General features: G+C 60.4%; 10 protein-coding genes. 7 read left to right on the forward strand and 3 right to left on the reverse strand.

What is annotated here, in order from left to right; genetic code table 11:
- The first annotated feature begins 11 nt into the window (after window positions 1–11).
- The 4 genes from BV106_RS00820 (at window position 12) to BV106_RS00835 (ending at window position 4,714) form a co-directional block, all read left to right on the forward strand.
- The gene (locus tag BV106_RS00820; protein ID WP_038158974.1) at window positions 12–1,973 is read left to right on the forward strand and encodes an alpha-1,4-glucan--maltose-1-phosphate maltosyltransferase; all 1,962 of its coding nucleotides are present in this window, start codon (window positions 12–14) and stop codon (window positions 1,971–1,973) included.
- Between the two features lie 35 nt (window positions 1,974–2,008).
- Complete coding sequence (locus BV106_RS00825) at window positions 2,009–2,935, forward strand: hypothetical protein (protein WP_038158978.1); 927 nt, start codon at window positions 2,009–2,011, stop codon at window positions 2,933–2,935.
- Window positions 2,936–3,032: 97 nt separating this feature from the next.
- Window positions 3,033–3,260 carry a hypothetical protein gene (locus BV106_RS00830; RefSeq protein ID WP_265595194.1) on the forward strand — a complete coding sequence of 76 codons (228 nt, stop codon included), beginning with the start codon at window positions 3,033–3,035 and terminating at the stop codon, window positions 3,258–3,260.
- 98 nt (window positions 3,261–3,358) lie between these two features.
- Window positions 3,359–4,714: an MBL fold metallo-hydrolase gene (locus BV106_RS00835; RefSeq protein WP_038158983.1), complete on the forward strand. Its 1,356-nt coding sequence runs from the start codon at window positions 3,359–3,361 to the stop codon at window positions 4,712–4,714.
- 109 nt (window positions 4,715–4,823) lie between these two features.
- Here the strand turns inward: BV106_RS00835 and BV106_RS00840 are convergent, their stop codons facing one another.
- Entirely contained in the window at window positions 4,824–7,169 is a 2,346-nt protein-coding gene (locus tag BV106_RS00840; protein ID WP_038158986.1) for an Amuc_1098 family type IV pilus outer membrane protein, read from the reverse strand.
- Window positions 7,170–7,418: 249 nt separating this feature from the next.
- Here BV106_RS00840 and BV106_RS00845 point away from each other — a divergent pair, with 249 nt between their 5' ends.
- Entirely contained in the window at window positions 7,419–8,648 is a 1,230-nt protein-coding gene (locus BV106_RS00845; RefSeq protein ID WP_038158989.1) for a hypothetical protein, read from the forward strand.
- A 6-nt stretch (window positions 8,649–8,654) separates the two neighbouring features.
- Here the strand turns inward: BV106_RS00845 and BV106_RS00850 are convergent, their stop codons facing one another.
- Window positions 8,655–10,475 carry a hypothetical protein gene (locus tag BV106_RS00850; RefSeq protein WP_038158992.1) on the reverse strand — a complete coding sequence of 607 codons (1,821 nt, stop codon included), beginning with the start codon at window positions 10,473–10,475 and terminating at the stop codon, window positions 8,655–8,657.
- A 138-nt stretch (window positions 10,476–10,613) separates the two neighbouring features.
- Between BV106_RS00850 and BV106_RS00855 the strand changes: the two genes are divergently transcribed.
- Window positions 10,614–11,687, forward strand: coding sequence for an NAD-dependent epimerase/dehydratase family protein (locus tag BV106_RS00855; RefSeq protein WP_038158995.1), 1,074 nt, complete (start codon window positions 10,614–10,616; stop codon window positions 11,685–11,687).
- 614 nt (window positions 11,688–12,301) lie between these two features.
- On the opposite strand, the gene BV106_RS00860 is transcribed toward BV106_RS00855, so the two are convergent.
- Window positions 12,302–13,360 carry an NAD-dependent epimerase/dehydratase family protein gene (locus tag BV106_RS00860; RefSeq protein WP_038158998.1) on the reverse strand — a complete coding sequence of 353 codons (1,059 nt, stop codon included), beginning with the start codon at window positions 13,358–13,360 and terminating at the stop codon, window positions 12,302–12,304.
- Window positions 13,361–13,470: 110 nt separating this feature from the next.
- On the opposite strand from BV106_RS00860, the gene BV106_RS00865 reads away from it, so the two are divergent.
- Window positions 13,471–14,256: a glycosyltransferase family 2 protein gene (locus BV106_RS00865; RefSeq protein WP_038159000.1), complete on the forward strand. Its 786-nt coding sequence runs from the start codon at window positions 13,471–13,473 to the stop codon at window positions 14,254–14,256.
- Window positions 14,257–14,273: the final 17 nt, after the last annotated feature.

Genomic DNA, 14,273 nt, shown 5'->3' on the forward strand with positions numbered 1-14,273 from the left:
GACCACTTCTCATGGAACCGAAGCACGCCCACGCTCCAACCGTCACGATTGAGAATTTTCACCCGTCACTGGGTGCCTCGAACTACCTGATCAAGCGGGTGATCGATGAACCACTGGACGTGTACGCGGATGCGTTCACTGACGGGCACATCATCATGTGCACCCTGCTGAAGTGGCACAAGGCGGGGGACACACGCTGGACGGAGAGCCCCATGCGCCCCATGGAAAATGACCGCTGGCAGGGTCGCTGCAGCTTCCCCTCTGCCGGGCGATGGGAGTACGCCGTCGAATCCTGGGCGGACTCCTGGCTGACCTGGCGGAAGCACTTCAAAGCCAAATTCGACGCCAACGATCCGGAGCTGCGCATCGAAGCACGGGAAGGTGCCAAGCTGCTGGACCAGACCGCCCGCCGGGCCCGCACCGCCGGCGCCAGCTCCTCCTCCACGGAGCTCCTGGAGCTTGCCGACATGCTGCGCCGCCTGCCTCCAGGCGAATTGATCGACGTGATCATGGGCGATGACCTCCAGCTCATCATGGAGCGCTTCCCTGACCGTTCCCTGAGCACCACATCTGAAGTTTTCCAGGTGGTGGTGGAACGGGAACGCGCCCGCTTCTCTGCCTGGTACGAGTTCTTCCCACGCAGTGCCGAGGGCCGGGCCGACCGCCACAGCACCTTCCGCGATTGCCTGGCCCGCCTCGACGATGCCAAATCGATGGGCTTTGATGTCATCTACTTCCCGCCGATCCACCCCATCGGCGTCACCCATCGCAAAGGAAAGAACAACACCCTTGTGGCGCTTTCGGGCGACGTAGGCTCCCCTTGGGCCATCGGCTCCGCCCATGGCGGCCACCGCGCCGTGGAGCCCGCCCTGGGCACTGTGGAAGACTTCGAATGGCTCGTGGGAGAAGCCCGCCAGCGCGGGCTGGAGATTGCGCTGGACTTTGCCATCAACTGCTCCCCAGACCACCCCTATGTGAAAGAGCACCCGGGCTGGTTCCACCAGCGCGAAGACGGCTCGATTCGCTATGCGGAAAACCCGCCCAAGAAATACCAGGACATCTACCCCATCAACTTCCACTGCGAAGACTGGAAGTCCCTGTGGCGGGAGCTCATCGATGTGGTGCTGTTCTGGGTGGAGCGTGGCGTGAAAATCTTCCGCGTGGATAATCCGCACACCAAGCCCGTGTCCTTCTGGGAGGTGTTGATCGCCGAGGTCCAGGCCAAGGACCCTGATGTGCTCTTCCTGGCAGAAGCCTTCACGAAGCCCCGCATGATGCAGGGGCTCGGCAAGATCGGCTTCAGCCAGAGCTACACCTACTTCACCTGGCGCGAGAGCAAGCACGAGCTCACCGAGTACGCCAACGAGCTGACCCAGGGCGACATGCGCTGGTACTACCGCGGCAACTTCTGGCCCAACACCCCGGACATCCTGCCCCATCATCTGCAGCACGCCGGCGCGCCCAGCTTCAAGGTCCGCGCCGCCCTGGCCGCCCTTCTCGTCCCGAGTTGGGGCATTTACAGCGGCTACGAACTCTGCGAAAACCAGCCGCTGCCGGGCCGGGAAGAGTACCTGGACTCCGAGAAGTACGAGGTCAAAGGCAGGGACTGGAACGCCCCCGGGAACATCAAAGGGTTTATCCGCGAACTCAACCGCGCCCGCCAGGACAACCGGGCTCTGCAGCTCTATGACAACCTGAAGTTCCATCACTGTGGGCACGACCAGATCATCGTCTTCAGCAAGGTAACGCCGGACTTCAGCAACCGCACACTCGTGGTGATCAATCTCAATCCCCACGACACCGCCTCCGCCATGGTGGAACTGGAAATGGGCGCCCTCGGCCTCGCGCATGACGCGACCTATCGGGTGCGCGATCTCATCCACGGCGGCGGCTACCAGTGGCAGGGGGCCTCGAACTTCGTCAGTCTGGACCCGCGGGGCGCGTTCATGCATCTATTCCGCATCGAACTCTGATCCCGCCCGCCCATCAGATCCGCGCGCTTGTTCCCATGAACCCCGTCCGCTTGCTCCTGCTCCTCACCGCCATCGGCGGCAGCCTCGCCTGGCTCTATGTCGGCGGGGGGCGCAGCCAATTCCCGGAGGTGGACCCTTGGTACGTGGACTTCCTCGTGGCCAATACCCGCAACAAGGACACGAACACCACCCAATCCCTCTCCAGCGACGTGGTACTGGTCCAGTTCCGCGAGGAGGACAAGGCCGAGTACAGCACCTGGCCTCCCGCCCCGCTGGACTACATCATGGCGATGAAGCGGATTGCTCACCACGAGCCGGAGGTCGTGGCCTTCGCTGACAGCCTGCACTGGGACAACGAAGCGCCTGAATTCGTCCTCCCTCTGCGCCAGACCCTGGTGGCTCAGCCTTCCGTCGTCTTCGGGTTTGAAGTAGCAACCTCCAGCACCACGGACGCGCCCGTCACCCCTGAGGTCAAAACCTTCCTGGAAACCGAGATGCCCTCAATGGGTGAGGCGGAGGACTCGATCGAATCCATGCCCTCCTTCAATCAGGTGGTCGGCATCCCCTCCAAGACACTCCGCGTAACTGGGCAGATGGGCATCACCGCCATCCCCGGCACCATCAACACTCCTGAAGGCAGCGTCCCTCTCCTGGCCCGCTACGAGTCGAAGATCGTCCCGACCGTCGCAGCCCAGGCCGTCACTCTTTACCGGCGCATCCCCTATTCCGTCATGCGCCTGCGCCTCGGCGCGGGGGCCCGCCTCAGCCTCGGGGATCGATATGTCATCCCCCTCGACCGTACTGCCGCCGTGCGTGTGCCGCAGGAAGTCTCCGTTCCAGTCGTCAATGCCCTCGATCTGCTTACCCCGGAGCTTGGAGTGCCGTCTGAAGCGGTGAACAAAGAGGCCCTGGGGCAAAAAAAAGATCATCGTCATCTCCCACACCAAGGCTGGCGCGGATGAGGCCCGCACCATTGCGGCCGCCCTTTCCGCCCCTGCCTACCATCAAGCGTCCCAGCGTTGGGAGTGGGTGGTGGCGGGTGTCACCGCACTGCTCGCCTTGTGGCAGGCCCGCCAGGGTCGTCTTGGCTCCCTGGTCTTCGGTTTCGCCATTGTGGTCCTCTGCGTAGGCGCGGGCATTCTTGTCTTCCAGACGAGTTCGATCTGGTGCTCACCCCTTCCCGTGCTTGCCGTAGTCGCCCCCAGCACGCTGTGGTGCTTCCTCTGGCCCCACCGGAAGACCGCCCGCCGGGCGGAAATTCAGCCCGCCGAACCGGAGCCCGCCTAGCCGTCGGACAGGAATGCTCCTTGCCAAGCCCGGATTTTTCCGGTAGCGAGGACTGCACGGATCGATTTTCCCGCAGTACCTCAGTTTTGCTCTATCACATGACCTTTCGCAGTCTGTTGCGCCGCAGGGAGATTGGCGCCAATTCGTATCTCATCGAGAACGGCCGCCAGCGCATCATTTTGGACGCCGGTGCCCACCCCAAGGAAAAAGGTCACGACTCGCTGCCCAATTTCAATTCGGTGCCTCACGACACCGTGAATTCGATCCTGGTCACCCACGCCCACCACGATCACATCGGTGCATTGCCCGTGCTTCAGCGCCGTCAGCCGCGCACGCCCGTCTTTATGACAGAGCCCACGGGCGAGGTCGGGGCGGCCATGCTCCACAACTCTGTGAACGTGATGACCCGGCAGCGGGAGGAGCAGGGCATCCAGGAGTACCCGCTTTTCACCCACAAGGAGATCGACGGGATCAAGGGCCGCTGGAACTACCGTGACCTGCGCCGCCCGTTCTTCCTGCCAGAGTCCGAGGTGGAGTGCACCTTCTTTGATGCCGGCCACATCATTGGCTCCGCAGGCATCATGCTGCGGAATGAAGGCAAGACCGCCTTCTACACCGGAGACGTCAACTTCGAGCCCCAAACGATCACCCGGGAGGCGGACTTTCCCACCACTGGCATTGATACGCTGATCATCGAGACCACCCGGGGCGACTTCCAACGTCCGGCGGACTTTTCCCGCAAGGCGGAGAAGGAACGCCTGGCGCTAGTGATCCGTGAGACCTTTGAAAAAGGCGGTGCCGTGATGATTCCGGTCTTCGCACTCGGCAAATCCCAAGAACTCCTGGTGATGCTGCATGAGCTGCACCAGATGGACCTGATTCCGAACGCTCCCGTTTTCATCGGCGGATTGAGCACCAAGATGACCGTTCTCTACGACAACTACGCCAGCAAGACCCGGCGCAGTTACGAAGGATTCCGCATTCTTGAGGACATGTCCACGCTGGTGGCACCCCGCAAGCGCCGTAAGGAACTGCTGTACAATGCCCGGACCATCTACGCTCTCTCCAGCGGCATGATGAGCGAAGGCACGACATCGAACCAGTTTGCCATGCGATTCATGGACAATCCCAAGAACACGATCGCTTTCGTGGGCTATACGGATCCGGCCACTCCCGGCTACCGCATCCGCCACGCCAAGCAGGGCGAGAAGATCAAACTCGATCCCCAGCTCCCTGAGGTTCCCCTTCTCTGCCGCGTTGCCAGCTTTGACTTCAGCGCCCACGCCGTTCGCGAGGACATCGTCTCTTACGTGACCAAGGTGAGCCCGCGCAAGGTGTTCCTCGTCCATGGCGACGCACCGGCACAGGTCTGGTTCCATCAAACACTTTCCGCCGCCCTCCCTCAGACCGAGATCATCTCCCCGGAGCCGGGCGAGACCTTGAGCCTCTGGTAGGCACCGCGCATCAATCGTCACCTCCTGTCGAAACAAAAAGGGCGGCCCTCAGGCCGCCCTTTTTGTTGATTCAATCTTGTTCCGTGCCGCTTGGGCTTGGGAAATTAGGTTACCGGACTGCCGTTGCTGCAGCGGAAGCACCCACACTGTTGCCACCTGGGTCAATGACCCGCACCGTCACAAAGAAGAGCACGTTCTTGCGTTCCACGTTGGAAACTTTGCTCTGGAAAGCACGACCCACGAGCGGCAGATCCCCAACCACAGGCACCTTGTCATCGATCTTGTGCCGCTTCTCAAACGTCACCCCACCCAGAACCACGGTGTTGCCATCCCAGACGGAAACGGACGTCGTGATCTTGTTGGTGCGGAAGATCGGCTGGAGGATGTCGTTGGGGACATTGTAGAACACATCCGCGCCACCGAGGCCGATGGGCGCTGAGTTCTGAATATCCGTGCCGTAGTCGATGAATCCTTCGAACTCCACCGAGGAGGGCACCAGGTTCAGGTCCACAGTGCGATTGCCTGAGCCCACCACCGGTTCCACTTCCAGCGTGATCCCGATGTTTCGCATTTCAAATGCAGTCGGTGTGGAGGGGGTGATGGGGGCGAAGTTGGCGACGTACTGAACGTTGTTGGCCGTGGCGTTCAAGCTCTGCGGGATCTGCGGAGGATCAAACTCAGTGGGATAACGGAACTCTTTGGAGACCGTGACGTTGGCCCGCTGGCCACTCTTCGTGATCACCGTCGGAGCAGCAAGAACATCGATGCCCTTGCTCTGCTTCAGACCACGCAACACCACCTGGAATTGAGGATCCGTGAATACGCCGGAAACGGCGAAGAAACCAGGGGACTTGGAGTTCGCCGCTGGCACCGTGGCACGCCCGATCAGGCCATCAATGCTGGGCACCCCGAGAATGGCACCCGAGCTGCGCAATCCACTGGTGACGGACTGACCAGGGAACGGAGCAGGATCACTAGGATCCGCAGCACCAGCACCACCGCCAAAGACGCGCTCAGAACCCGGAACGTTGAACTGGCCCAACAGCCAGTCGAATCCAAGCTCCTTCAGCCTGGTCTCGTTGATCTCAACCATCCGGACCTGAATCTCCACCTGCTTGGGGGTCGCATTCACGGCCTGATCCACGTACTCATCCACCAAGGTGAGGTTTTCTGCGGTGTTGTTGACGAAAAGGATGTTGGTGCCCGGGTTATAGGAAGCACCGGATCCAGGGGGGAACTGAACCCCACGCTGTTCCAGGAATTCCTTCGCGCCCAGTCGGCGGATCTGGAGTCCACCACCGGCATTGGCCGGAGTCGCGCCAAAGGGATCATTCGGCACCGCGGGAGCCGCACCGCCTGCAGGGGCGGTTTGCAGGAAATCAGGGGGCACGCGATACTGCTTGCCAATCAGCGTCTCAGACTTCTCAGCCCGGGAAGTGATGGTCACCGCATATTCATCCGCCCGGTACACGGAACCGGTCATCTCCGTGGCGTAGCGGAGGATTTCCTCCAAGGGAACGGAAGTCATGCTCAAGGACACCGGCTTGGTCCGGGTCTCTTCAGGAGCCTTGATGACGAAAGCCACCCCTTTTTTCTTGGGGTCCAGCTCGCGGCTGCGAATACGGAGGAACTCGATCACTTCCTCCAGGCTGGCAGACTGCAGGTCCACCATCGGCACGATGATGGTCCGGAGCTTGATCAGAATGTTCTCCCTCGTGTTCTCCAGCGAGCCCATGGCCACGCCACCGGAGCCGAAAAGCTGCGAAACATCCACGACAGGCACATTGTCCTCCCACAGGGAGTCCACACCCGTCAGCATTTTGCCTCTCGCGTGGTCACGAGCGACATCGTAATACTGGGCCTTGTGCTGCTCTGCCCGCTCCATGCCACGCCGGGCCGCACCATTGTACGGATCCACTCGCAGCACATCACGGAAACGCTCGTTGGCCGCGTCAAAATCACCCAGAGACATCAATCCCTGGCCCAGACGGAGCTTTTCCTCCACGTCCTTCACCTTGGCGAGGTGCTCCGGGGTGAGCGCGGGCTCATACCGGACCGGGTCGTCCAGGCGCTTTTGCAGCGTCTGAGCATCCGCGTAGTCAGGATTAAAATCGTCGGCGAGGACGGAACTCAAAAGGGCACGGGCCTCTGCATACTTGGCCTGATCCGCCAGCTTGGCGGCCTGGGCCACGGCGGCACGGGAATATCCGTCCCGGGCCTGCAGCTTCACAGCCGCGGAAAGAGGGGCGTCAGGGAGAAGATCCCATGCCTGGCGATAGAGGCGCAACGCACTCTCGTAGTCGCCTTTGTCGTACTGGGTATTTGCCTCAACCAGAAGAGCTTGGGCCTCGGCCAGACGCGCATTGCGGCGCACCAGCTCCTGATCGGCCAAGTTTCTGGCTTGGGGATTGCCCATCGGCCCCGCCACAGCGGTCCCGGCGACGCACAGTCCCATGCACAAACCGAGAGCCCCGTACTTGGCGAGGGCCGGAGTTCCCCTGCTCGTGGGTGTATTGGTATTTGGTTTGGCTAGCTGCATTTTCCCGATAAAGCACGTCATTAGAGCGTACCGGGCTGAAAAATACAATCTTCACGAACACGTTTTTGAACATTCTGCGAGGATGAAGCGTCCTGCACCCAAGTTTCTGATAGCAAGCACGTTGAGAAAGTACAGATTCCCGACTAAGTGCGCGCGCTTTACTCTATGTCCTCACGTTGCTCCCGACCGGTCACCCGCTTCCTGACATCGCTCCTGCTGCCTGTCGCTGCACTTTTTTCAGCGCAGTGCGCGTCAGCCCAGGAGGTTGTAGCGGCCCCTGAAGTGAGTGGGAAGGTTTACGATTGCAAGGCGGGCCCCTGGGGGCAGCTCAAGTACTATTACATTTACCTGGAGGCCCCCGTCCAGTTCACCGCCAAGTTCCCGATGCCCAACTCGGTGACCAAATGGTGCTTTGAAGGCCTGACCGAACCCGATCTGCGGGCGCTTTTCACCCGAGCTGGCTTGCCCCATGCCTTGCAACAGTATCTCCTGGAGCCCAAACGCACGGTGGTGGAGAACGGCATTCTGACGGTCTTCCCGCCGCTGCCGGACCTGGAGGCGATGACCCCCACCCAGCGAGAAGTGATCTACGGGGAGCTGGCCAAGTCTGACCTGAATGAGTATCACAAAAATCCAGTGCTCATCACGGCCAACAACGTGACCGAATGGCTCCAGGGCACCAAGCTGAGTCCTGAACTTCTGGAAGTGATCCCCAAATTCACCTACCGGCGCGGCAACATCCTGGCCTTCAGTGACTTGTCAGCCGTCCTCAACTATGCCAAAACCGACAAGGAGGCGCAGGACTTCTTCAAAACCGTCACCCGCACCCGCACCATGATCCTGCGCCTGTCGGTGGATGAGAACACCGACATTCAGCAACTGGCCGCTTACTGGACCGGCCGCAACCGCTACAAGGACATCGAGCCCATCCTCCAGTCCGCCAAGGAAACGGAAAGCGTGGCCCTCATCGACATCATCCACCTGCTGCCCTCCATGGCGCGGCGGTATCTGTACACCTACCCGCCGATGGAACTGGCCATCATGGGGAGGATGCCCGACTGCCACTGGACCTCATTGAACTTCTTCAACCACTATGCCCGCCAGTATTTCCTCGATACCCGGCTGGCGGCCGACCATGTGCTGAACAGCTACGACCGTGTGCCCGCCCCCTACGAGTTCGGGGACGTGCTCATGTTTCTGGATGTGCATGGCCAGGCCATCCACTCCTGCGTGTACATTGCGGATGACATCGTCTTCACTAAAAACGGTGAAAACCTCGTGTCCCCCTGGCTGCTCATGAAGCTGGATGACGTCAAAAGCATCTATTTCCCCGTGAACGAGGGTTCGGTCCAGGGCTTCCGCATGAAACCTCCCGGGGCAGAAAGCGCCAAATAGCCCTCATCATGGAGCCGGGGAAGCGACACCGCTTCTCCAGGCGGCATGCTCACCCGGCATGGGGCGCACCCGCCTCGTTCGTGCGTCGTACGCATAAGCTTTGAGCTGGACCTGCTCCACCCCTTCCTCCTGCGAACGCTGAGGAAGGTCAATGACCACCTCCCAGGCAAAGTAGTGCTCAGGAAACTGCCGGCGAAGCAACATGCGCTGGTGAAAGTCCTCTGGCAGCACCGGGGCTGTCAGCGCGATGAACCGCTCCTCGCCAGCAGGCACGGTGGCACTGATCAGAATCAGATCCGCCAGATTGACCCGGTCCTTCGTGAGGCCGCAAGTCCCCCGGGCCAGCCACCGCCCCCCGCCCAGAGGGTGGAGGGAACTGAAGCTGGCGAACTTATCGGGAATAGCACTCCCCTGCCGCCACTGGCTGAGGCGTACGTCCTCCACGAACTTCACTCCTTTGAGACGCTCTTGGGAGCGGAGGAATTCCAGCCAGCCCGCCAGCTGATGTTTGGTCGAGTCCCACTGGATCGATGGATTGATCGGCAACGCCCTGACAAAATCTGTGGCAGCAATCTCCGAAACCATCCGCTGATGATAGAGGAGGAAGGAATGATAGCCTGCGGACCAGCCGGAGAAATGACCGGCCAGCAGCACCGCCACGGCAAACCCCAGCACACCCTCCGGCATCCGCACCACACCGCGCAGATCAGGATGAAAACAGAATGCGGCCACCAAGAAGACCACGCCGAGAACCATGAAAAGCATGAAGGTGGCGTAACGCGGAGCCAGCGCCGTCTCAAAGAGGGAGCCCATGCGCAGGTAGCAGATGAGGGCGGCATTCCCCACCGCCCACGCCACACAGATCAGCCACGGCAGGGCGGCTCTCCAGGCATCACGGCGGCGAGTCTTCCACACCAGCAGGAACGCCAACACGGAAACCACAGCCAGCAGGACGCCTCCAGCGACCATGCTCACTTCAAACGCCTCCAAAACCGAACCCTGCCCCAAGGTGTGCCCCAGCAGGACCAGCACATACAGGGCCGCCATCCCGGGACGGGCCGTCGCCTCATTCACGTCCCCCTCAACTACTACATCCGCACTCACCCCATGCAGGGCAAAATGGGCCACCCAGGTGGCCACCACCATCACAACCGTCCAGACGACCAGCACCCTCACCTTGCGTTGGTTGGACATTTCCGCTGGCATAGCCACCCCCACCATCGGCAGGAGGAGGAAGCCCACCAGAAAGCCTGAACCAAAGGAGTTGGCCGCCACCACGCTCAAGCCCAAAGAGACCAACCACCGCCAGGTCCGCCAGTCTCCCGCCGAACGCAACAACGCCAACCCCACCGTGAGACAGGCTCCAGGAATGAAGTTCTGAAAAACAAAATCCCAGATCCACGTGTGCCCCTGAGCTCCGGTAAAGATGCTGAGATTCGCCAGCAACATCAACACGGGCCCGCGAGCCCCTGCCCTCTTCCACATCGGACGGGTGAGCAGCAGTACGGAAAAAGACATGAAAACCGAGAGCCCCCAACTCAACAACGGAAGCACGGACACATCTCCCTTCAGCCCATGCAGAGCCGCGAAGTACAGCAGCTTGCCCACCGCCGCAGGATGCCCATTGTGCGGACGGAAGAGATCCTGCCATTCGCTGCGACCTTCCACCCAGTGCTGATATTGCGCCACAAAGGCCCAGGAATCATGATAAGGCAGACGAGGGGCGAAGGAGGCACATCCATAGAGAACCACCAGCGCGGGAATCCACGCCACCAGCCAGAGGAACACGTGCCAGAGCCTGGCGGTGGAGGGAGTGGAACGTTGCAAGGAAACTGTCACGGTTTCCAGAATCGCATGATAAGCACCAGTGCAACGATGAAAAAACCATTCTCCTCAGGTTGACTGCCGGGAGGGACCGGAGGAGAGGCTGTTTTTCCCTCCCTCTACTCATTTCCACCCATCATCATGCGCATTCTCGTCACTGGAGCCTGTGGGTTTGTTGGCAGCCGGATTCTGCGCCAGTTGCGCGCTCTGTCTGAGGACTGGACCCTGGTCGGCCTGGACAATCTCTGCCGGGCAGGCAGTGAACTAAACCGCGGGGCGCTGAAGGAACTCGGAGTGAAGTTTTTTCACGGAGATGTACGATCTGCGAGTGACTTCGAATCCCTCCCCGCGGTGGACTGGGTCATCGATGCAGCGGCAAACCCCAGCGTGCTGGCCGGCGTGGATGGCAAGTCCAGCAGCCGCCAGGTGATCGAGCATAACCTTCTGGGCACCGTGAACATGCTGGAGTACTGCCGCCGTCATGGCGCAGGCTTCATCCTGCTCAGCACCAGCCGGGTTTATGGGATCGAACCCCTCTGCCAGATCCCTTTGCAGCAGCAGGGTGACCGCTTTGTGGTGGATGCCTCCCGGCCGCTCGCGCAGGGACTCTCCGCCCGCGGTGTAGATGAAAATTTCTCCACTGCACCTCCCGTGTCCCTCTACGGGGTGAGCAAGAAGATGTCTGAAGATCTGGCCCTGGAGTACGGCTACACCTTCAGGCTGCCGGTGTTCATCAATCGCTGTGGCGTCATGGCTGGAGCCGGACAGTTCGGCCGGGCGGATCAGGGCATCGTCGCCTTCTGGATCCACTCCTGGCGGGAGCAGCGCTCGCTCCGCTATCTCGGATTCGGCGGCAACGGCTGGCAGGTGCGGGATGCCCTGCACCCAGATGACCTGGCTCAGCTGCTGTTCAAGCAGGTGCAAGCGGGGGATGCCAAGGACAAACCCCGGCTGGTCAATGTCGCCGGCGGGGTAGAGAGCTCCTTCTCGCTGGCCGAACTGAGCGTCTGGTGCGCGACCCGCTACGGCCGGGAAGTGCCCGTGGCGAAGGATGGCAGCGAACGGCCATTCGATATCGCATGGCTGCTGCTCGATGACGCGAAAGCACGTCAAGCATGGGACTGGAAGCCGGAGATCACCAGAGACCAGCTCTTTGAAGAGGTCGCCGCCTTCGCCGACGCCCAACCATCCTGGATGGCGGTGTCAGCGTCTTGAGTCGAGCGGGAAGTCTCAAGGTCAGGGGAGGGAAACGCACTGGATTGTTTTGGGCGTGACCGCGTAAACGCCAATGCCATCAGGGAAAAGTGGCGTGGCCGATGACCTCCTTTTTGGGAAGGATCTGAGGGCTGAAAGCCCGGCGTGATGGCAGCCTTGGGCAACGCCCAAGGTTGGCGTTGGTTTAGATATTGAGGGCTGTAGGCCCGGAGTCATTCAGGGATGCTCGTCGTGGGCAGGCTTAATGAGGCCGGGCCTTCAGCCCTCAAGGGTTGATGGGGACATCTATTCCTTGGGCGTTGCCCAAGGCTGCTATCAAGCCGGACCTTCGGCCCTTTTGAAGTGGCATTCCTGCCACCGGGATGGCGGATGCGCTATCGCTATCCCGGGCTTGCCTAGGCAAAACAGCAAAACTATCCTTTTCCCTGATGGCATTGGCGTAAACGCGGAACTCCAACCCTGTTGAAGGACCATTTCCTCTTGATGGAGAGCGTAGAGCTCAGAAGGGCCAATAGCCCCTCACCTTCCGCCGTGTCAATTCACCCCTGATCCTACTATCTGCCTCCCAACTCAGGTCTTCTGTCTTGTGTCTTATAATCTTGTGTCTGCCCCGCTCACAACGACGCCACACACGCCGCGTGGATCTCTTCCAGCGTACGGCGCAGGTCATACTTATAGTGCCAGTCCGGATAATGCTGCTGGAACTTGCTGACATCGCTCACGTACCAGATGTGGTCGCCAATGCGGTTGTCCTCTTCGTAGCTCCAGTCCAGCTTCTTCCCGCTGATCTCTTCACAGAGCTTGATGGCCTCCAGCATGGAGCAGTTGGAGTGGCGTGATCCACCGATGTTATACACCTCACCGCTGCGCGGAGCCTTGAGGAAGTGCCAGAAGGCATCCACCAGATCGTGGCTGTGGATGTTGTCCCGCACCTGCTTGCCCTTGTAACCAAAGATCGAATAGGGCTTGCCTGTCACCGTGCACTTCATGAGGTAGGCCAGGAAACCGTGCAACTCCGCCCCGGCATGAGCTGGGCCGGTCAGACAGCCGCCGCGGAAAACGCCGGTCTTCATGCCGAAATACCGGCCGTACTCCTGCACCATCACGTCCGCCGCCACCTTGCTGGCGCCGAAGATGGAATGCTTGCTGTCATCGATGCTCATGCTCTCATCGATGCCCTTGGCATGATAAGGATGATCCTCGGCGATCTCCCACCGTGTCTCCGTTTCCACAAGGGGCAAACGATTGGGCGTGTCTCCATACACTTTATTGGTGCTGGTGAAGATAAAAACCGCATCCGGACAGTGGAGCCGAGTGGCCTCCAGCATGTGCATGGTGCCCACCGCATTGACGCCGAAATCAGTCAGCGGCTCACGCGCCGCCCAATCGTGAGATGGCTGGGCTGCGGTGTGAATCACAGCCCCCGTGGCAAAACCGTACTTCTTGAACACCCGTGTCACCTCACCCCAGTCGCGGATGTCCACCGCCTCATGCCGGTAGAGCGACATTGCTTCAAGGCTGTCACGGGATTTGGAAGTGGAGGCCTCGGCACCAAAGAAATAGCTTCGCATGTCATTGTCGATCCCGATGACAGCCGTCCCTTCAGCATGGAGCCGCTTGCACGTCTCCGAGCCAATCAATCCACACGATCCAGTGACAATAGCCAATTTCATGAGTCCGCCATGCTACGGTTTTCCGTTGATGCCGCAAAGATTTTCTCTAATCTCGGCGCGCGCCCGGACCCCCTCCCCAAGAGCCCGATGCTACCTGAGTAATTTCCGCCATGAACACGTTAAATCCGGTCAAGTTTTTGAGCATCGTCATCCCTGCGCGCGATGAGGTGGGGAGCCTGCCCTACACGGTGCGGCACCTGTATGATAAACTGACGGAGAACGGCATCAGGCATGAGATCGTGGTGGTGAATGACGGAAGCACGGATGGCACCTGGGAACTGCTTCAGGAGATGAAGGCGGAGTTCCCTACGCTGGCTCCCGTGAACAACGAAGGTGCCAATGGCTTTGGCCGGGCCATTGTTCGCGGATTGAACGCCATGCAGGGTGACGCCGTGGTAATCATGATGGCGGATGAGTCCGACAGCCCCGACCATGTGGTGGGCTACTACAATCTGCTCAATCAGGGGTACGAGTGCGTGTTTGGCAGCCGGTTCGTGCGCGGCGGCGAGGTCCAGGACTACCCGCCCCACAAGCTCGTCCTCAACCGCCTGGTCAACTGGTGGATCAAGCTGGTCTTCAACATCGGCCTCAACGACACCACCAACGCCTTCAAGGCCTATCGCCGGGAGGTCATCGATGGCTGCCGCCCCTTCATCGCGCCGCACTTCAACCTGACGGTGGAGATCCCCCTGAAGGCCATTGTCCGGGGATACACCTGGACCACCATGCCCATCTCATGGCAAAACCGCCGCGCAGGCGTGGCCAAGCTGAAGCTCAAGGAGATGGGCAGCCGCTACCTTTTCATCATCCTGTACGTCTGGCTGGAGAAGTACTTCAGCCGCGGGGACTACCGCCGCCAGATTCAATCGATAGAGAAAGAAATGATCGCGGGGTGAGAGGCGTTTGGTCTAGT

Origin of the sequence: Verrucomicrobium sp. BvORR106 (assembly GCF_000739655.1) — a bacterium.
Lineage (GTDB): Bacteria > Verrucomicrobiota > Verrucomicrobiia > Verrucomicrobiales > Verrucomicrobiaceae > Verrucomicrobium.